Source organism: Chromobacterium piscinae, from assembly GCF_021129175.1.
Taxonomy (GTDB): Bacteria; Pseudomonadota; Gammaproteobacteria; order Burkholderiales; family Chromobacteriaceae; genus Chromobacterium; species Chromobacterium piscinae.
In genome coordinates this window covers 1-19,028 of the sequence record NZ_JAJOHV010000009.1, presented here as the reverse complement: position 1 = coordinate 19,028, position 19,028 = coordinate 1, and the positions used below count along the sequence as shown (strand labels likewise).

Genomic DNA, 19,028 nt, shown 5'->3' with positions numbered 1-19,028 from the left:
GGCATGAAAAAGCCGCCCGGCCTCACGGCCGGGCGGCTATTCCATCCATAAGCCAAACGCTCAGTCGGTGCCGTATTGCGGCGAGCGCGGGCCGTACAGCAGGCCGTTGGCGTGTCCCGCGGAGAGCAGCTGATTGCTGGCCATGCCAGCGACCGGATAGGTGGCGTCGGTGGCGCTGTTGACGATCTGCTTGATCGCGGCGTTGATCAGCATGCCTACCAGTCCGCCTGCATTATTGTTGTTGCTGTTGGCGTTGTTGGCGGCGGCGCTGCCGGCCCACAGCTCCTGGCCGCTTTTCAGATCCACCAGCTTGGTTTGCACTTCCACTTCCGCGACGCTGTCCAGCACGCTGTAGCGCACGCCATAGCGCTTGACCGTGGTGTACAGCGCGGCATCTGCGCCGAAGATCTCGCGCAGCTTGGCCGGGGAGACCGCCTGAATGTCGTTGGCGGTGGAGAGGCCGTTCTGCTTGAAGGTTTCCGTCATCAGCGCGACGGGGACCACGTAGTAGCCGGCTTCGGCCAGCGGGTAGGTCATCTGCGACAGCACGCCGATGGGGCCGTTGACTTCCGGCGAGTCATTGACCGGCGGCAGCACCAGGATGGCGCGCGGACGGCTCTGCTTGTAGGCGGTGTAGTCGCGATTGACGACCGGGGCGGCGCAGCCGGTGGCCAGCACGGCCAAAGAGGCGATCAGCGTCGCCTTGACGAGATGTTTGAGCATGATGTCCTCTTATTTTTTCAGCTTGCTCATCAGGAAGTTCAGATAGGAGGCCGATTCGGGGAACAGCTTCTTCTCGGCTTCGAACTCCTGCGCCATCCGGTCGGTGTTGCCGGCGTTTGCGTACAGCATGCCCAGATGGGCGTGATAGCCCGGCGGCTCCTGATTGCCCTTGGCGCGGATCTTTTGCAGCCCTTCTTCCAGCACGGAGATCTGCTTCTGAGCGTCCGCGCCGTCGCCTTTCAGGTATTCATACACTTCCGGTTGGTACGATTCCCATTGATAGAGGGTCTTGGGGCCGGTCGCGCAGGCGCTGAGCAGGGCGCAGCCGGCCAGCATGCCGATCACGCGGCGATGCGGTTTGATGCTTTTCGTTTTCATTGTCTCGGTTTTGTTTTTGTATGGGTTGAGGCTTATTTGCCAGGCGTCCAGGCGCCGGAGTCGATGCCGTTGACCAGGTTGTTGACCGCTTCGCGCATGGCCAGATCAAGCACCTTGCCGTTCAGTGTGGAGTCGTAGCTGGCGGTGCCGCCGAAACCGATGATCTCGCGATTGGACAGCGAGTATTCGCCGGCGCCTTGGGAGGAGAAGACGACTTCGGAGGTTTGGGTGTTGACCACGTTCAAGCTGACCTTGGCGTAGGCGATCTGTTGTTTGCCGCGGCCGAGGATGCCGAACAGCTGGTGGTCGCCCACTTCCTTGCGGCCGAATTCGGTGACGTCGCCGGTGATTACGTAGTCGGCGCCCTTCAGCGCTTGCGCCTGCTTCTTCAGGCCGGCTTCCTGCTTGATCTCCGCCAGATTGTCGCGGTCGAGCACATTGAAGCGGTTGCTCTGCTGCAGGTGGGTGATCAGCACGGTCTTGGCTTGGCTGCCCAGATGGTCGACGCCGTCGGAGAAAATGCCGCGCATGAAGCTGGAGCGATTGTCGAACTTGCCGACGGAGATGGGCGCGCGTGGGCCGCTATAGGGCTTGCTGGCGCTGGCGACTTGAGCCACCGCCAGTGTTTGCGAAGATTCCGTGGCGCAACCGGACAGCATGGTAGCTGCCAGGACGGTGGCGAAAAGAGTTTGTTTTATCATTAACAATCTTCCTGTTTTAAATACGTATGCGTATGTTAACGGGGGTTAACAATATACCGTAAACAGGAAGACTGTTATCTGATTAATGCATTGGCATTTGAGGCCGGGCAAGCGCCTGACTCAGGATCAATAAACGCGCGTTTCGCCTTGCGGGCGGTTCTTGAAGCGTTTGTGCAGCCAGAAGTACTGGTCCGGAATTTCGCGGACCCGGTCTTCCAGGAACGCGTTCATGCGGCGGGTGTCGGCTTCGATGTCTTCGCTGGGATAGCCGTCCCAAGGCGGGTAGAACTCCAGCTCGAAGCGATCGCCGACGCGGCGGGGGATCGCCGGCACCACCTTGGCGCGAGCCAGCTTGGCGATGCGCGACATGCCGGTGATGGTGGCCGCCTTGACGCCGAAGAAGTCGACGAACAGCGAATCGCGGACGCCGAAATCCTGGTCCGGCAGATATAGGAAGGGCGCGTGGTCCTTGCGCATCGCCTTGATGATGGGACGCAGGCCCTCCTGGCGCGACACGATGTAGGCGTTGTCGTAGCGCTGGCGTCCGGCGTAGATCTGGCGGTCCAGCGCCTCGTTCTTTTGATGGGAATACACGCTGACCAGGGGGATGTACTGGTTCAGCGCGTAGACGCACATCTCGAAACCGACAAAATGTGGATAGAACAGAATTATGTCCTCGCCCTTGTCGCGAAGATCGGTGACGTAATGCAGGTTCTTGATGTCCACCAGGTTGTCGATCCGCTTGGCCGAACTCCACCAGCACACGCCGTACTCCAGCACCATCCGTATCATGTGCTGGCAGTTCTTGCGGATCAGCCGCTTGCGTTCGGCTAGCGGCATGTCCGGAAAGCACAGTCGCAGATTGATCAGGCCGACGCGGCGGCGGCCGCGCGCCAGCAGGTAGGCGAGATCGCCCAGACCGGCGGCGATGAGGCCGATGGCCCGCATCGGCAGCAGGCGGATCAACCATAGCAGGGCGAAAGCTAATTTCATGCGTGTCCTTGTTGTTCTGCATCCGGGCGGGTGACGCCGGCCGGGCATTTATAGCGGTTATAGCTCCACAGGTACTGGCTGGGGAAGCGGCGAATCAGGTTCTCCACCTGGGTGTTCATCAGTGCGCAGTCGGTTTCCTTGTCGCCGGTGAACGGCTGCGCCAGCGGCTCGATGTGGACTATGAAGCCCTGCCCGCGCGGCAAGCGCTCGCCGACGAAGAACAGCGTGGTCACTTTGTTCATTTGCGCCAGGCGGGGCACCAGGGTCATCGTGTAGGCCGGGCGGCCGAAGAAGGGCGCCCACACGCCTTCGCCGTTGCCGGGTGCCTGGTCAGGCAGAATGATGGTGGCCTCGCCGGACTTCAGCGCTTTCATCAGCACGCGGACTCCAGCGGCGGTGGCCGGCGCGGTGCGTCCTTTGCCGCGCTCGCGGCCGGCCTGCATCACTGGCTCTAGCCATTGCAGTTTGGGCGGACGGTACATCGCGGTCAGAGGAAAGGGCAATCGCGAGCTGATGTAACGGCCGGCGATATCGTAGCTGCCAAGATGTGGCGTAATAAAAATAATGCCGTTATCATTATCCAGGGCCGTCTCGACATGCTCCCAACCGTGGCACTGCTTGACCATGGCGGCAATGTCTTCCGGGCTGCGGCACCAGGCGATGGCCAGCTCCAACGCGCCTTTGCCGGTTTCCGCCGCCGCCAGTTTGACTTGTTGCGGTAAAAGCTGATAGTTTTCGTGGATTTTACTAAAACTAAGATTTTCTCGTAGCCGCGCCGCAAAACGGGGGGATGCGAGGTAAGTCAGCCGCCCCAGAGCGGTGCCCAAACCTTGTAGCCAGGATAATGGGAGGCTCGCCAGGAAGGTCAGTAGCAGTTGGATTAGCTTGGACATAGGCTGAGCGGTCTTGGTCTGAAAGCGGCCTATTCTATCACCACAGGGTTTTGTATTTTTTGGGAACGCATAATAAATGAGTGAATACCTGTTTACCTCGGAATCGGTCTCCGAAGGCCATCCGGACAAGGTAGCCGATCAGATATCCGACGCCATCCTCGACGCCATCCTGCGCGAAGACAAGCATGCGCGTGTCGCGGCAGAAACGCTGGTCAATACCGGTCTGGTCGTATTGGCCGGCGAGATCACCACCACCGCCAACATCGATTACATTAAGATCGCGCGCGAGACTATCAAGCGCATCGGATACGACGATTCTGAGTTAGGCTTCGACTACCGCGGCTGCGCGGTGATGGCTTGCTACGACAAGCAATCGCCGGACATCGCCCAGGGCGTGAACGAAGGCGAGGGCTTGGACCTGAACCAGGGCGCCGGCGACCAGGGCCTGATGTTCGGCTACGCCTGCGACGAAACGCCGACGTTGATGCCGTTCCCGATCTACTACGCTCACCGTCTGGTGCAGCGTCAGGCCGAGCTACGCAAAGATGGCCGTCTGCCGTGGCTGCGCCCGGACGCCAAGAGCCAGATCACCTGCGTGTACGATGCTGCCACCGGTTTGCCCAAGCGCATCGACACCGTAGTGCTGTCCACCCAGCATAGCCCGGACATCGATCACAAGACGCTGGCCGAGGCGGTGATCGAAGACATCGTCAAGCCGGTGCTGCCGCCGGAGATGATCACGCCGGAAACCAAGTTCTTGATCAACCCGACCGGCCGCTTCGTCATCGGCGGCCCGATGGGCGACTGCGGCTTGACCGGCCGCAAGATCATCGTCGACACCTACGGCGGCGCGGCGCCGCACGGCGGCGGCGCGTTCTCGGGCAAGGATCCGTCCAAGGTCGACCGTTCGGCGGCGTATGCCGGCCGCTACGTGGCGAAGAACATCGTCGCGGCGGGCCTGGCCCGCCAGTGCCAGATCCAGGTGTCGTACGCGATCGGCGTGGCCGAGCCGACCTCGATCGCGGTGGACACTTTCGGCACCAACCGGATTCCGAACGAGAAGATCGTCGAGCTGGTGAAGAAGCATTTCGACCTGCGTCCGAAGGGCATCATCCAGATGCTGGACCTGCTGCGTCCGATCTACGGCAAGACCGCCGCCTACGGCCACTTCGGCCGCGAGGAGCCGGAGTTCAGCTGGGAGCGCACCGACAAGGTCGAGGCGCTGCGCGCCGACGCCGGCCTGTAATTTAACCGGCCTCAGTCGAAAAAACCGCCAGTTTCCGCTGGCGGTTTTTTTATTGGCCGTTGGCCGCGCGCACGCTGCAGTTCTTGCCGGCCGCCTTGGCCTGGTACAGCGCTTGGTCGGCGCGGCGGTACAGTTCGTCCAGCGCGCGGCCGTTGCCGGGCAGGGCGGCGATGCCGCAGGAGAAGCTGGCGCGGAACGGATGTTCGCCGGCGTGTTCCTGGCGATGAAAATCGCGCCGCCATGCTTCAACCCGCTGTTGCGCCTGCTCGGCGTCGCTGCCCGGCAGCACCACCATGAATTCCTCGCCGCCCAGCCGGCAGACGATGTCGGCGGCCCGGCTTTGCTGTTGCAGCAGGCGGGCCAGCGCCTGAAGCACCCTGTCGCCGACTTGGTGGCCGTGCAGGTCGTTGATGCGCTTGAAGTCGTCCAGATCCAGCATCGCCACCGCGATCGGCTTGGCCTCGCGCTCGGCGCGCTCGCGTTCGCGTTCGAAGGTTTCGTCCAGGTAGCGGCGGTTGAACAGATGCGTCAGCGGATCGCGCAGGGTCTGCTCGCGCAGCGCCGCCTGCAGCGTTTCGATTTGCGCCAATCGGTCGGTCAACTGCAGATTGGCCTCGCGCAGCGCGTCCTCAGCCTGCCGCCGCTGGGTGATGTCGCGCATCACCAGCATGCGGGTGCGCGCCGGTTTGTGGAAAGGCTCGATCTCGTAAGCGCGGATGTCCAGGATGCGGCCGCCGTCCGGCGTCGTCAGCTCTAGATGCGAGCCGGTTTCCAGCATGCTGGCCTCCAGCCATGGGGCGGGCAGCGGCTGGCCGGGCCAGTCCGCCGGCGCGCCGCCCAGCATGTGGACCCCGGAGGGATTGATGTCGAGGATGCGCAGCTGGTGATCGACGACCACCACGCCATCGCCCATGGCTTCGAAGGCGCGGGCGCGGGCCACCGGCACCAGGTGCAGCTGTCGCAGGTAGAGCAGGTCGATCGCGAAGATCAGGCCGGTGAAGGCGAAAGAATGCGGCGTCGGGTCCAGGCCTTGCAGAGGAAAGGCGCCTGTCAGGTAGAGGATGTTGCCGAACCACGGCGCGACCGCGCTTAGCATCAGGGTCAGCGACTGGCCGCGGAAATGGGCGGGGAAGTAGTGCAGCGCGCGGATCAGCAGCAGGCTGCCCAGCAGCAGCATCAGATAGGAATAGCCGGCGACGCCCAGCCAGAAGGCCGGACCGTGGCCGTAGATCAGCAGGTTGTGGCCTGAGGGGCTGGGCTGGAAGCTGGTCCACACCAAATGGTGGCGCTCGTTGGTGGCCGCCAGCAGCAGACAGACGGCGGGAATAGTGAACAGCAGGGCCAGTCCGCGCCGCCGCAGCGAGATGTGGTTGTAGTCCAGCGCCAGTAGCAGGAACAGCACCGGGGTGGTCAGCGTGCCTAGGTATTCCACCTTGGACCAAAACAGCTTGGCGGCTATGCTGGTGACGGACAGTTCGCACATCGCGCCGGCCGCCCAGAACGCGACCGAAGCCATCAGCAACGCCAGCCAGCGCACGCCGGCGAATTGCCTCCGGCTCCAGGCGATGATGCTGATGGCGGAAGCCAGCAGCGCGGCCAGGCCGGAGAGCGCGGCCAGCGGGGTGAACATGAAACTCATGGCGGTCCGGTGGGAGGACAAGCCCTTAGTTTATCGCTTTGACATGACAAGTCCTACCTTTTCCGATTCGACTGGGTATAATGTCCCGGTCACCCGAGGAGCGCTGCGAGGAGTCTTCTCCCCAGGCTCGGGCTGCCGCCGGCCGTTTAATCGGCCAGCGACCCAACGGCGCTCACCTGACTCATGACCGTGGCGGCACGGGATGACGGGTGGGCCGCATCCTGGCCGGCTGCGTGAACAAGGACGCTTCACGATGGCTGACTTTTCCGATTTCCATGTAGCTGACATCGCGCTTGCCGGTTGGGGGCGCAAGGAATTGAACATCGCCGAGACCGAGATGCCCGGTCTGATGGCGACGCGCGACGAATACCACGCCGCGCAGCCGCTGCGCGGCGCGCGCATCGCGGGCAGCCTGCACATGACGGTGCAGACCGCGGTGTTGATCGAGACGCTGACGGCGCTGGGCGCCGAAGTGCGCTGGGCCTCGTGCAACATCTTCTCCACCCAGGACCACGCCGCCGCCGCCATCGCCGCGGCCGATATTCCGGTGTTCGCGTTCAAGGGCGAGAGTCTCGACGAGTACTGGGAATTCAGCCACAAGATCTTCGAATGGCCCGAGGGCCAGCCGGCCAACATGATCCTGGACGACGGCGGCGACGCCACGCTGCTGTTGATGCTGGGCAGCAAGGCGGAGAAGGACATCGGCGTGATCGCCCATCCGACCAATGAAGAAGAGACCGCGCTGTTCGCGTCGATCAAGCGCCACCTGGCGGTTGATCCGCACTGGTACTCCAAGCGCCTGCAGCATATCCAGGGCGTCACAGAGGAAACCACCACCGGCGTGCATCGACTGTACCAGCTGGAGAAGGACAAGCAGCTGCCGTTCCCGGCGATCAACGTCAACGACTCGGTCACCAAGTCCAAGTTCGACAACTTGTACGGTTGCCGCGAGAGTCTGGTCGACGGCATCAAGCGCGCCACCGACGTGATGGTGGCCGGCAAGGTGGCGGTGGTGTTGGGCTACGGCGACGTGGGCAAGGGCTGCGCGCAAAGCTTGCGCGGCTTGGGCGCCACCGTGTGGGTGACTGAAATCGATCCGATCTGCGCGCTGCAGGCGGCGATGGAAGGCTACCGCGTGGTGCGGATGGACGAGGTGGCCGATCAGGCCGACATCTTCGTCACCGCCACCGGCAACGTCGGCGTGATCACCCATGAGCACATGAAGAAGATGCGCAACAACGCCATCGTCTGCAATATCGGCCACTTCGACAGCGAGATCGAAGTCGCCAGCTTGCGCCAGTACCAGTGGGAAAACATCAAGCCGCAGGTCGACCACATCATCTTCCCCGACGGCAAGCGCGTGATCCTGCTGGCCGAAGGCCGTCTGGTGAACCTGGGTTGCGGCACCGGCCACCCGAGCTTCGTGATGTCCAACAGCTTCACCAACCAGGTGCTGGCGCAGATTGAATTGTTCGCCAACGGCCATCAGTATGAAAAGAAAGTCTACGTACTGCCCAAGCATCTGGACGAGAAGGTCGCCCGTCTGCACCTTTCCCGCATCGGCGCGCGGCTGACCGAGCTGTCCGACCTGCAGGCTACCTACATCAGCGTGCCCAAGCAGGGGCCTTATAAGCCGGATCACTATCGTTATTGATTATTGAACCAAGGCGAAACGGACAGCCCTCATAGAATGGTGCTGTCCGTTTTTTTCGGGCGAGCCAGACGATCAACGGCACACAGAGGCCGATAGCCAGGACAGCGATAGAGAGGATCACCATGACGCAGACGCCGCGCACCTTCAGTTTCGAATTCTTTCCGCCCAAAACGCCCGAGGGCGTGGCCAAGCTGCGCACCACGCGACAGCAGCTGGCCCAGTTCAAACCGCAGTTCTTCTCGGTGACTTTCGGCGCCGGCGGAACTACTCGCGACGGCACCTTGTCCACCGTGCTGGAGATCCGCAGCGAAGGGCAGGCCGCCGCGCCGCACCTGTCCTGCATCGGCTCCACCCGCGAGAACATCGCCGCCATCCTCAACGAATACCGCGGCAACGGCATCCGCCACCTGGTGGCGCTGCGCGGCGACATCCCGTCGGGCATGGTGGCCGCTGGCGAATTCCGCTATGCCAACGAGCTGGTGGAGTTCATCCGCGCCGAGCATGGCGACCATTTCCACATCGAGGTGGCGGCCTATCCGGAATTCCATCCGCAAGCGCGTTCGGCCGAAGACGATCTCGCCAACTTCGTGCGCAAGGTCCGGGCCGGAGCCGACTCCGCGATGACCCAGTATTTCTTCAACGCCGACAGCTATTTCCGCTTCGTCGACGAAGCGCGCGCGCGCGGGGTGGACATTCCCATCGTGCCGGGTATCATGCCGATCTCCAATTTCGGTCAGCTGTGCCGCTTCTCCGACATGTGCGGGGCGGAAGTCCCGCGCTGGCTGCGCCTGCGCATGCAGGCCTATTACGACGATACCGCGTCCATCCGCGCGCTGGGGCTGGACGTGGTGACCGAGCTGTGCGACCGCCTGCTGCAAGGCGGCGCGCCCGGTCTGCATTTTTACACATTGAACCAGGCGGGCCTGGTCTCCACCATCTGGCAGAGGCTGGGCCTGTGACGGCGAGCGGGCGGCGCAAAGCCGCCCGCGGCCGCGAACGACAGGAAAGCCCATGCAAGACCAGCAACACGTCCAAGGACAAATTCAATCCGAACCCAGGAAGTCGCTGCTCGGCCAGGTGATCTTCAGCAGCCGCTGGCTGCAATTGCCCATTTATCTCGGCCTGATCGTGGTGCAGGGCGTGTACGCCTGGAAATTCCTGGCCCAGCTGTGGGAGCTGCTGGAAGGGCTGAACCACCTGACCGAGACCGACATCATGCTGGCGGTGCTGGGCCTGATCGATGTGGTGATGATCGCCAACCTGCTGGTGATGGTGACGGTGGGCGGCTACGAGACTTTCGTGTCTCGGCTGCGCATTGATACTCATCCGGACCAGCCGGAATGGCTGGACCACGTCAACGCCTCGGTGCTGAAGGTGAAGCTGTCGATGGCCATCATCAGCATTTCGTCCATCCATCTGCTGCAGACCTTCATCAACGCCAGCCGCATCGACGAGCACACCATCAAGTGGCAGCTGTTCCTGCACCTGGCCTTCCTGCTGTCGGCGGCGGCCATCGCCTACACCGACAAGCTGCTGGCCGGCACCACCGCCCACCACCAGCGCGATTGACCGGCGCAGCCAAAACAAAACGGCCCTTTCGGGCCGTTTTGTTTTTGGGGCGCGCGCCGCTTACATGCCGCGCATCTGTCCCAGCGGCAGCGCGGTGGTGCGCTTGATCTCTTTCAGCACGAAGCTGGACTTCACGTCCTCGACGCCCGGATGCTGGAGAAGCTCGTCCATCACGAAGCGCGAGAAGTGCTCCATGTCTTCGAAGTACACCTGCAGCAGGTAATCCATTTCGCCGGTCATCGCGAAGCAGTTGATCACTTCCGGCCAGTTTTGCACGGCGTCGATGAAGCTCTGCAAATGCATATTGCCGCGTTTTTCCAGCGTGACGCGCACCCAGGCCTGCAGGCCTAAACCGATGTGAGCGGGGTCGAGCAGGGCGACGTACTGGCGGATTACACCGGACTCTTCCAGTTGCTTAAGTCGGCGCAGGCAGGGCGATGGCGACAGCGCCACGCGTTCGGCCAGCTCGACGTTGGTCAACCGGCCGTCAAGCTGCAGCTCGGCCAGAATACGCAAGTCTGTCTTATCTAATGTGAGACTTGGCATATTTTCTCCTGATAATCGGTTTGTTGAGACATTTTATTCCTCAATATCGCTCGGCAAAATCCATTTAGCAAGATAATTGCCGTCCGCTTTCCATAGAATAAAAAGCCTAAATCGCAAACGGCGGCGCAAGACTGCCGATGCATGTCGATGGTGTGTGACAGCAGACAACGATTCGTTCGGAGGAGAGCCAAGCCGTGCCGTTTTTGGCGGCCGGCGTCGGCGCGCGTGTCCCATCGCGCGTTCCGCTTCCCCTTGTCTCTGCTTCCTCCCGCCCCGTCGAACCGCTTCCTCCGCCCTGCGGATAGGCATGCGGTCAGCTTACATAACGCGGACCGTCCGCGCACGTTTACAAAAGTCTGAACGAAAATTGATAGTCCATGCCGCCATTGACAGGTATGGGGCTATAAACAGAGGAGAAACAGATGAAAATGGAAGCCATGCTGCAAAATCCGCTCGCCACCGACGGTTTCGAATTCGTCGAATACACCGCTCCCAACGCCGAGGGCGTGGAGAAGCTGAACCAGCTGTTCCTGTCGCTTGGCTTCACCGAAGTGGCCCGCCACCGCAGCAAGGACGTGCGTCTGTACCGCCAGGGCGACATCAATTTCATCCTGAACGCCGAACGCAGCCAGCCGGCCAGCGAATTCGCCAAGGCGCACGGCCCGTCGGCTTGTGCGATGGCCTGGCGCGTCAAGGATGCCGCCAAGGCGTACGAGTACGCGCTGTCGCACGGCGCCAAGCCGTACCAGCGCCCGGTGGGCGCGATGGAACTGAATATCCCGGCGGTGGAAGGCATCGGCGGCTCGGCGCTGTACTTCGTCGACCGCTACGGCAAGGACAAGGACATCTACGAGATCGACTTCGTGCCGCTGGACGGCGTGGACCAGCATCCGTACGGCGTCGGCCTGACCGAGATCGACCACCTGACCCACAATGTGGCGCGCGGCAATATGGCCACCTGGGCCGATTTCTACACCGGCATCGCCAACTTCCGCGAGATCCGCTACTTCGACATCGAAGGCAAGCTGACCGGCCTGGTGTCCAAGGCGATGACCAGCCCCTGCGGCAAGATCCGCATCCCGATCAACGAGTCGTCCGACGACAAGAGCCAGATCGAGGAATTCCTGCGGCAGTACAACGGCGAGGGCATCCAGCACATCGCGCTGACCACCGCTGACATCTACGCCACCGTGGAGACGCTGAAGGCCCGCGGCACCCGATTCCTGGATACGCCGGACACCTATTACGAGAAGGTGAACAGCCGTGTGCCGGACCACGGCGAGGATGTCGCCCGCCTGCACAAGAACAGCATCCTGATCGATGGCGCGCCGGTGGAAGGCATCCTGCTGCAGATCTTCACCGAGACCGTGATCGGCCCGATCTTCTTCGAGATCATCCAGCGCAAGGGCAACGAAGGTTTCGGCGAAGGCAACTTCAAGGCCTTGTTCGAGTCCATCGAGGAAGACCAGATCCGCCGCGGCGTGCTGAAGGCCGATTGATCCATTCCCGCCGCGGCGGCTGTTCCGGACTCCGGACGGACGTCGCGGCGTTTTGCCGTGCGTACATCATGCAAGGGCGCGGTCTGTGCGCCGCCGGCCGCGCCGACAGGACATTCAAAATGCGTAAATGGATCAGTTACCCGCACCGCGAAGGCACCATCTCGCGGCAGGCCCACGCCGATTTCCCGGCCGAGGCCATCTACGAGCGCGAAGTGGGCCGCAGCGGCTTCTTCGGCCCGGCCACCCACCTGCACCACAAACACCCGCCGACCGGCTGGAGCGCCTGGGAAGGCCCGCTGCGCCCGCGCGCTTTCGACTTGAACGAGCTGCCGCACGGCACGCCGGCGCCCTGGGACGCGCCGCTGGTGTTGCACAACGCCCAGTGCAAGCTGCGCATCTGGCGCTGCGACAAGGCGATGACCCAGCTGTTCCGCAACGCCGACGGCGACGACCTGTTGTTCATCCACGCCGGCAGCGGCGAGCTGTTCTGCGACTACGGCCACCTGAGCTACCGCGACGGCGACTACATCCTGGTGCCGCGCTCCACCAGTTGGCGCATCGAGCCGGCCAGCCCGACCACCATGTTGATGATCGAGACCAGCAACGGCGCCTACCAGCTGCCGGAAAAAGGCCTGGTCGGCCCGCACGCGATTTTCGACGAGGCGGTGCTGGACGTGCCGGCGATAGACGACGCCTTCCGCGCGCAGCAGACCGAGGACGAATGGCAGGTGGTGATCAAGCGCCGCGGCGCGTTGTCTACCGTCACCTACCCATACAACCCGCTGGACGCCATCGGCTGGCACGGCAATCTGTCGGTGGCGCGGGTCAACTGGCGCGACATCCGCCCGCTGATGAGCCACCGCTACCATCTGCCGCCGTCGGCGCACACCACCTTCGTCGCCGACGGCTTCGTGATCTGCACCTTCGTGCCGCGGCCGATCGAGTCCGATCCGGGCGCGCTGAAGGTGCCGTTCTACCACAACAACGACGATTACGACGAAGTGATCTTCTACCACGCCGGCGACTTCTTCAGCCGGGACAACATCAAGCCCGGCATGCTGACCTTCCACCCGGCCGGCTTCACCCACGGTCCGCACCCGAAGGCCTTCGCCAAGGCGATGACCGATCCGAAGAAGTTCACCGACGAAGTGGCGGTGATGATAGACGCCCGCGACGCGCTGGAGCAGGGGCCGGGACTGGCCAGCGTCGAGTGGCAGGGCTACGTCGACAGCTGGAAACCCAAACAGGCCTGACGCCATTGCTGCTGCGCGAGCCGATCTCGGCGCTGCGATGCTCGCGGTACGATTTGTACCGCTGCGCTTCTCCCGCCGACCTCGGCCCGCTCGCGACGCAATCGCGTTCAGGCCAGGCTGAAGAATTGACATAGAGGGACGGCCCGCAGCGGCCGCTAGCAGAAAGAACATCAAGATGAAATTAGCCACTTATCACAACCACACTCGCGACGGCCAGCTGATGGTCGTCAGCCGCGACCTGACCCGCGCCGTGGCGGTGCCCGCCATCGCCGCCACGCTGCAGGGCGCGCTGGACAACTGGGCGCAGGCCGAGCCGCGCCTGAAGGAAGTCTACGCCGCGCTGAACCAGGGCAGGGTGCCGGACGAAGTCGCCTTCGATGCCAAGCGCTGCCTGAGTCCGCTGCCGCGCGCCTACCAGTGGGCCGACGGCAGCGCCTACCTGAACCACGTCGAGCTGGTGCGCAAGGCGCGCGGGGCGGAGGTGCCGGAAAGCTTCTACACCGACCCGCTGATGTACCAGGGCGGCTCCGACGCCTTCCTGGCGCCGACGGCCGACATCCCGCTGCGCGACGAGGCCTGGGGCCTGGATTTCGAAGGCGAGGTGGCGGTGGTCACCGGCGACGTGCCGCTGGGCGCGCCGGCCGACGCCAAGCACATCCGCCTGCTGATGCTGGTCAACGACGTGACCTTGCGCGGTCTGATTCCGCCGGAATTGGCCAAGGGCTTCGGTTTCTTCCAGAGCAAGCCGGCCACCGCCTTCTCGCCGGTCGCCGTCACGCCGGACGAGCTGGGCGACGCCTGGGACGGCGGCAAGGTGCATCTGCCGCTGTTGGTCGACTACAACGGCGCCTTCTACGGCAAACCCGATTGCGGGGTCGAGATGCAGTTCAGCTTCCCGCAGCTGGTTGCCCACGTGTCCAAGACCCGCGAGCTGGTCGCCGGCTCCATCGTCGGCTCCGGCACCATCTCCAACAAGGACCGCTCGGTCGGCTCTTGCTGCCTGGCCGAGCAGCGGATGATAGAGACCATAGAGCAGGGCGCGCCCAAGACTCCGTTCATGAAGGTGGGCGACACCGTGCGAATCGAGATGAGGAACGCCGCAGGCGACAGCATCTTCGGGGTGATCGAACAGACCGTGGTGAAACATGACTGATCGCGTGTTGTACGGTTATTTCCGTTCCAGCGCCGCCTACCGGGTGCGCATCGCGCTGAACCTGAAGGCGCTGGATTACCGCTATCAGCCGATCAATTTGCTGAAGGGCGAGCAGCGCAGCGCCGAGTACCTGGCGATCAACCCGCATGGCCTGGTGCCGCTGTTGGATGACGGCGGCGTCAGGATCGCGCAGTCGCTGGCTATCTGCGAATACCTGGACGAGGCTTACCCGGACACGCCGCGGCTGTTGCCGGCCGAGCCGGCGGCGCGAGCACGGGTACGCTCGCTGGCGCTGGCCATCGCCGCCGACATCCATCCTTTGCAGAACACCCGGGTCGGCAAGTATTTGCAGACTGAGTACGGCAAGGACGAGGAAGGCAAGGCCGAGTGGATACGCCATTGGATCCGCACCGGCTTCGACGCGCTGGAAAAGCAGCTGGCCGAGTCGCCGAGCCGCTATGCGGCAGGCGATGAGCCGACGCTGGCCGATGTCTGCCTGTTGCCGCAGGTGTTCAGCGCCCGTCGTTTCGGCGTGGATCTGGCGCCGTATCCGAACATCGTTCGCGTCGCCGACGAGTTGGAGCATTTGCAGGCGTTCGCCGAAGCGCATCCGTCCCGCCAGCCGGACGCGATGTAAGTCTTTGATCTGAAGGCCCGGCCGCGTAGAGCAGCCGGGCCGCTTGTTTTCGCAGAGCAGCAGCAGGCTGTTTTTTTGCAATTATTCCTTGACGCGAATGGCGTCCTCTGATTAAATGCGTGGCTCTGACGGCGCGGTAGCGCTGAAGGTAAAAGTGGCCAGTTAGCTCAGTTGGTAGAGCAGCGGATTGAAAATCCGCGTGTCCGTGGTTCGATTCCGCGACTGGCCACCACAGCAAGGCCAGTTAGCTCAGTTGGTAGAGCAGCGGATTGAAAATCCGCGTGTCCGTGGTTCGATTCCGCGACTGGCCACCAGATTGAAAAAGCCGAATCCGTAAGGATTCGGCTTTTTGCATTGGGCGCCCGGATGGCGCCTGGCAGCCTCAGCAGGCGTCCTCCACGACGCTTTTGGGCGAGGGCGCGCGGGGCAGGGCGGCGGCGATCAGCAGCGCGCAGGCGCCAGCCGCCAGCGTCAGGTTCAGCCCGGCGCGGGCGCCGTAGGCGTCGATAGCCAGACCGCACAAGGAAGCGCCGCCGGCCACGCCCAGCAGAATGCCGGTGACCAGCCAGGTCAGGCTCTCGGTCAGCCGCGCGCGCGGCACCGCTTTTTCCACCATTTCCATCGCCACGATCAGCGTCGGCGCGAAAGACAGCCCGGACAGCAGCATCACCGCAGCCAGCCAGAAAACATTCGGCGCCAGCGCGATGAAGACGGAGCTGGCCGCCGTGGCCGCGCAGCAGCACAGCAACAGCCTGCCCAGCGGCAGCGCCGGTTTGAGCGCGCCGAAGGCCAGCCCGCCCATACCGGAGCCCAGCGCGTACAGCGCCAGCACCCAGCCGGCGGCGGCCGGCGAGCCTTGCGCCTTGGCGAACGCCACGGCCGCGACATCGATGATGCCGGCGATGGCGCCCAGCGTGCCCATCAACAGGGCGAGAACCGGCACCGGGCGCAGGAAGAGCGCGGAGCGGCCGCTGCCCGGTGCGGCGGGGTGTGCCGGCGGTTCGGTGGATTTCTGGCGCAGCAGCGCGGAAACGCTGAACAGGATCAGCAGAGCGGCCGTCAGCGGGCCGGCTTCGGGAAACCAGGCCATGCACAGGCCTATCGACAGCGGCGGGCCCATGACGAAGGAAATCTCGCTCAGTACGCTGTCCAGCGCGAACGCCGTCGGCAGCAGCGTCTGGCCCTCCAGCAACTTCGCCCAGCGCGCCCGTGTCATCGCAGGGATGCTGGGCAGGCAGCCCGCAGGCGCCGCGCACAGGTACAGCGTCCAATGCGGCGCGTCCAGGCGGCTGCACAGGACTAGCGCTAGAAGGGAGAGGGCGCCGATGCCGGTGGCCGGTGGCAGCACCCGGCTTTGGCCATAGCGGTCGGCCAGCCGCGACACCTGCGGCGTGAGCAGGGCTGTGGCCAGCATCAAGGTGGCGGCCACCGACCCGGCGAGGCTGTAGCTGTCCCGGGTCTGCGACAGCATGGTGATGATGCCGACCCCCACCATGGTGCTGGGCAGGCGCGCCACCCAGCCGGCCAGCGCCAGCGCCGTAACGCCCGGCGTGCGGAACAATTGGCCGTATCGATTGGCCATGGGGGCTCTCCTTGCGGTTTTCCGCGCGTAGCGGGGTATCATGCGGATAGGCCAAGTTATCCAGGCCATATGTCTTTGTCAATTTCAGGACGGTCGGCGGAGGCCTTGGTTCGACGGCGTATAATCGACAGCTTGTATTGCGCCGGAGCTCACATGCCTTACCGTTTCATCGCCTCCGATCTGGACGGCACCTTGTTGGACCAGCATCACGCCGTGACCCCGTTGACCGCCTCGACTTTGCAATGCCTGGAACAGCGCGGCGTGCGGTTCGCGCTCGCCACCGGCCGCCATTACCTGGACGTCAGGGGCATCCGCCAGGCGCTGGGCGTGCGCGCCTATTTGATCACTTCCAACGGCGCGCGGGTGCATGATCCTGATGATGCCTTGATCTATCGACGGAATATCGACGCGGAGCTGGTCCGCGTCATTTCCCAGCCGGAGTTCGCCGACGGCGCCATCGTCAATTTCTACCTAGACAATGAGTGGCTGATCAGCGAACCCTGCCAGGAACTGCTGGACATGCACAAGGATTCCGGCACCGCGTATCGGGTGTGCGATCTGGCCCGCCATGACGGCGCGGGCGTGGGCAAGGTGCTGTACATCGCGCCGCACGAGCATTTGCTGGACGTGGAACGCAGGCTGCGAGAGCGTTTCGGCGACAGGCTCTATATCACGTTCTCGCTGGAGCATTGCCTGGAGGTGATGGCGGCCGGCGTGTCAAAGGGCCATGCGCTGGAACTGGTGCTGGAACAGCTGGGCATTCCGGCGGATGCGTGCCTCGCTTTCGGCGACGGCCAGAACGATATCGAGCTGCTGCGGGCGGCAGGCCATCCGCGGATGATGGGCAACGCGCATCCGCGGCTCAGCGACATGCTGCCGCAGGCCCGGCGCATCGGCAGCCATGCGGAGTCGGGCGTGGCGCTGCACTTGCGGGAACTGTTCACACTGTAGCCGATGGCGCGTTCGCAGACTGGATTTCTCCCCGCTGGCCAAGCGGGGCGGGAGCGCGTTAAGCTAGGTAAAACGCCAGTCCTTGTTTCTTATCGTCGATCGAGTTCGTTGTGCTGAGTGGCCATGCCGGGGGGATCGCCATGAATTCATCGTGTCTGGAAAATGAGAGCGGAAACGCCCGCCTGCCGGGGCGCGCCATCATTGAGGAAATGCTGGCCGCCGCCGGCGTCGCCGTCAACGGCAGCCGTCCGTTCGACATTCAAGTGAAAAATCCGCAGTTCTACCGCCGCGTGTTGCGGCAGGGCTCCTTGGGCCTGGGCGAAAGCTATATGGACGGCTGGTGGGAGTGCGAGCGGTTGGATGCCTTCTTCCAGCGGGTGATGCGCGCCGGCCTGGAGCATAGGCTGCCGCGGCGCTGGCGCGACACGTTGTACCTGATGGCGGCCAGGCTGGTCAATTACCAGTCCTTGCGGCGGGCCCGCAAGGTGGGCGAACACCATTACGACTTGGGCAACGATCTGTTCGCCGCGATGCTGGACCCGAACATGCAGTATTCTTGCGGCTACTGGAAGGATGCCGCCACGCTGGAGGAGGCGCAGGAGGCCAAGCTCAGGCTGATCTGCGACAAGCTCGGGCTCAAACCCGGCATGCACTTGCTGGACATAGGTTGCGGCTGGGGCGGCTTGGCCGCTTACGCCGCGCGCCATTACGGCGTTCGGGTCACCGGCATCACCATCTCCGAGCAGCAGCGGCAGTTGGCGCTGCAGCGCTGCGCCGGGTTGGACGTGGACATCCTGTTGCAGGATTACCGCCACCTGGCGCTTAGGGCCGACCGCATCGTCTCGGTGGGCATGTTCGAGCATGTCGGGCCGCGCAATTACGATGCCTATTTCAAGACCGCCGCGCGCAATCTGACGCCGGACGGCTTGTTTCTGCTGCATACGATAGGCGCCAAGACGACCGATTTGCGCATCGACCCGTGGATAGAGAAATACATCTTTCCCAACGGCTGCCTGCCGTCGGTCTCGCATATCGCCGGTGCCAGCGAGCGCTATTGGCTGGTGGAGGACTGGCACAATTTCGGCGCCGACTACGACCTGACGCTGATGGCCTGGCTGCAGCGCTTTCAGCAGGCTTGGCCTCAACTGACGGCCCATTACCCGTCCCGCTTCTATCGGATGTTCACCTATTACCTGAACGCCTGCGCCGGGGCTTTCCGCGCGCGCGACCTGCAGTTGTGGCAGGTGTTGTTCAGCCGGGAGGGAGTTGAGGGCGGGCTGAGGGTGGCGCGCTGAGGGACGGGGGAAATGAAAAACGCCAGCGAGATTCGCTGGCGTTTTTGTTTGCGGCATGACGGGGAACGGTCAGCCCTGCAGCGCGGCTGCCAGCGCCGTGGCTTGGTCGCCGACGATCAGGTGCAGCACGCCCGGCGCCACCTGAGTGACGGCGGAGACGCCGGCGGCGCGGGCCGCGGCTTCGTTGAAGCGGGCGGCGTCCTTCAGCTCCACGCGCAGGCGGGTGTGGGCGATGGCCTCCACCTTGCCGAGGTTGGCCGGGCCGCCCAGCGCCTGTTTCAGCGCGGCGACGTCGGCCTTGGCGGCGGCTGCCGGG

At 63.6% G+C, this 19,028-nt stretch carries 19 protein-coding genes, 2 tRNA genes and 1 riboswitch; of the genes, 12 read left to right on the top strand and 9 right to left on the bottom strand.

All coding sequences use genetic code 11. The features are described from left to right. Positions 1–60 precede the first annotated feature (60 nt). From LQR33_RS02095 to LQR33_RS02075, 5 genes are all read right to left on the bottom strand, one after another. Positions 61–723, bottom strand: coding sequence for a DUF799 domain-containing protein (locus tag LQR33_RS02095; protein WP_166441132.1), 663 nt, complete (start codon positions 721–723; stop codon positions 61–63). A gap of 9 nt (positions 724–732) precedes the next feature. Then, positions 733–1,101 carry a DUF4810 domain-containing protein gene (locus LQR33_RS02090; protein WP_021476511.1) on the bottom strand — a complete coding sequence of 123 codons (369 nt, stop codon included), beginning with the start codon at positions 1,099–1,101 and terminating at the stop codon, positions 733–735. A gap of 32 nt (positions 1,102–1,133) precedes the next feature. Then, positions 1,134–1,802, bottom strand: coding sequence for a CsgG/HfaB family protein (locus LQR33_RS02085; RefSeq protein ID WP_166441134.1), 669 nt, complete (start codon positions 1,800–1,802; stop codon positions 1,134–1,136). A gap of 126 nt (positions 1,803–1,928) precedes the next feature. Beyond that, positions 1,929–2,795: a lipid A biosynthesis lauroyl acyltransferase gene (locus LQR33_RS02080; protein WP_221665061.1), complete on the bottom strand. Its 867-nt coding sequence runs from the start codon at positions 2,793–2,795 to the stop codon at positions 1,929–1,931. Continuing rightward, a complete protein-coding gene (locus tag LQR33_RS02075; RefSeq protein ID WP_221665062.1) occupies positions 2,792–3,688 on the bottom strand; it encodes a lysophospholipid acyltransferase family protein in 897 nt (298 codons plus the stop codon). The genes LQR33_RS02080 and LQR33_RS02075 overlap by 4 nt, the downstream gene beginning before the upstream one ends. Before the next feature lie 76 nt (positions 3,689–3,764). Between LQR33_RS02075 and metK the strand changes: the two genes are divergently transcribed. Next, positions 3,765–4,934: a methionine adenosyltransferase gene (metK, locus tag LQR33_RS02070; RefSeq protein WP_166441137.1), complete on the top strand. Its 1,170-nt coding sequence runs from the start codon at positions 3,765–3,767 to the stop codon at positions 4,932–4,934. Positions 4,935–4,983: 49 nt separating this feature from the next. Here the strand turns inward: metK and LQR33_RS02065 are convergent, their stop codons facing one another. Further along, entirely contained in the window at positions 4,984–6,564 is a 1,581-nt protein-coding gene (locus tag LQR33_RS02065) for a histidine kinase N-terminal 7TM domain-containing protein (RefSeq protein WP_166441138.1), read from the bottom strand. Positions 6,565–6,662: 98 nt separating this feature from the next. Continuing rightward, positions 6,663–6,754: riboswitch (S-adenosyl-L-homocysteine riboswitch) on the top strand. Positions 6,755–6,826: 72 nt separating this feature from the next. Between LQR33_RS02065 and ahcY the strand changes: the two genes are divergently transcribed. From ahcY to LQR33_RS02050, 3 genes are all read left to right on the top strand, one after another. Next, entirely contained in the window at positions 6,827–8,227 is a 1,401-nt protein-coding gene (gene ahcY, locus LQR33_RS02060; protein ID WP_166441139.1) for an adenosylhomocysteinase, read from the top strand. Positions 8,228–8,349: 122 nt separating this feature from the next. After that, the gene (gene metF, locus LQR33_RS02055; RefSeq protein ID WP_021476518.1) at positions 8,350–9,186 is read left to right on the top strand and encodes a methylenetetrahydrofolate reductase [NAD(P)H]; all 837 of its coding nucleotides are present in this window, start codon (positions 8,350–8,352) and stop codon (positions 9,184–9,186) included. Between the two features lie 52 nt (positions 9,187–9,238). After that, positions 9,239–9,796, top strand: a complete 558-nt coding sequence (locus tag LQR33_RS02050) for a TIGR00645 family protein (RefSeq protein WP_166441140.1) — start codon at positions 9,239–9,241, stop codon at positions 9,794–9,796. A gap of 60 nt (positions 9,797–9,856) precedes the next feature. Here LQR33_RS02050 and LQR33_RS02045 read toward each other — a convergent pair whose 3' ends face one another. After that, positions 9,857–10,342, bottom strand: coding sequence for an Lrp/AsnC family transcriptional regulator (locus LQR33_RS02045; RefSeq protein ID WP_021476520.1), 486 nt, complete (start codon positions 10,340–10,342; stop codon positions 9,857–9,859). Between the two features lie 422 nt (positions 10,343–10,764). On the opposite strand from LQR33_RS02045, the gene hppD reads away from it, so the two are divergent. From hppD to LQR33_RS02015, 6 genes are all read left to right on the top strand, one after another. After that, positions 10,765–11,841, top strand: coding sequence for a 4-hydroxyphenylpyruvate dioxygenase (gene hppD, locus LQR33_RS02040; protein ID WP_221668414.1), 1,077 nt, complete (start codon positions 10,765–10,767; stop codon positions 11,839–11,841). A 119-nt stretch (positions 11,842–11,960) separates the two neighbouring features. Further along, positions 11,961–13,094 carry a homogentisate 1,2-dioxygenase gene (locus tag LQR33_RS02035; RefSeq protein WP_221665063.1) on the top strand — a complete coding sequence of 378 codons (1,134 nt, stop codon included), beginning with the start codon at positions 11,961–11,963 and terminating at the stop codon, positions 13,092–13,094. Between the two features lie 175 nt (positions 13,095–13,269). Further along, entirely contained in the window at positions 13,270–14,247 is a 978-nt protein-coding gene (locus LQR33_RS02030; protein WP_166441142.1) for a fumarylacetoacetate hydrolase family protein, read from the top strand. After that, positions 14,240–14,884 carry a maleylacetoacetate isomerase gene (maiA, locus tag LQR33_RS02025; protein ID WP_231467254.1) on the top strand — a complete coding sequence of 215 codons (645 nt, stop codon included), beginning with the start codon at positions 14,240–14,242 and terminating at the stop codon, positions 14,882–14,884. The genes LQR33_RS02030 and maiA overlap by 8 nt, the downstream gene beginning before the upstream one ends. Before the next feature lie 156 nt (positions 14,885–15,040). Beyond that, positions 15,041–15,116, top strand: a tRNA-Phe gene (locus LQR33_RS02020). Positions 15,117–15,122: 6 nt separating this feature from the next. Then, positions 15,123–15,198 (top strand) — tRNA-Phe (locus LQR33_RS02015). Between the two features lie 68 nt (positions 15,199–15,266). Here LQR33_RS02015 and LQR33_RS02010 read toward each other — a convergent pair. Further along, positions 15,267–16,466, bottom strand: a complete 1,200-nt coding sequence (locus tag LQR33_RS02010) for an MFS transporter (protein WP_221665066.1) — start codon at positions 16,464–16,466, stop codon at positions 15,267–15,269. Positions 16,467–16,619: 153 nt separating this feature from the next. On the opposite strand from LQR33_RS02010, the gene LQR33_RS02005 reads away from it, so the two are divergent. Together LQR33_RS02005 and cfa are read left to right on the top strand one after the other, a co-directional pair. Further along, positions 16,620–17,417: a Cof-type HAD-IIB family hydrolase gene (locus LQR33_RS02005; RefSeq protein ID WP_166441145.1), complete on the top strand. Its 798-nt coding sequence runs from the start codon at positions 16,620–16,622 to the stop codon at positions 17,415–17,417. Between the two features lie 140 nt (positions 17,418–17,557). Beyond that, entirely contained in the window at positions 17,558–18,712 is a 1,155-nt protein-coding gene (cfa, locus tag LQR33_RS02000; protein ID WP_221668417.1) for a cyclopropane fatty acyl phospholipid synthase, read from the top strand. A 69-nt stretch (positions 18,713–18,781) separates the two neighbouring features. Here the strand turns inward: cfa and LQR33_RS01995 are convergent. Then, a partial coding sequence (locus LQR33_RS01995) for a PTS transporter subunit EIIB (protein WP_231467252.1) occupies positions 18,782–19,028 on the bottom strand: 247 nt, incomplete at its 5' end.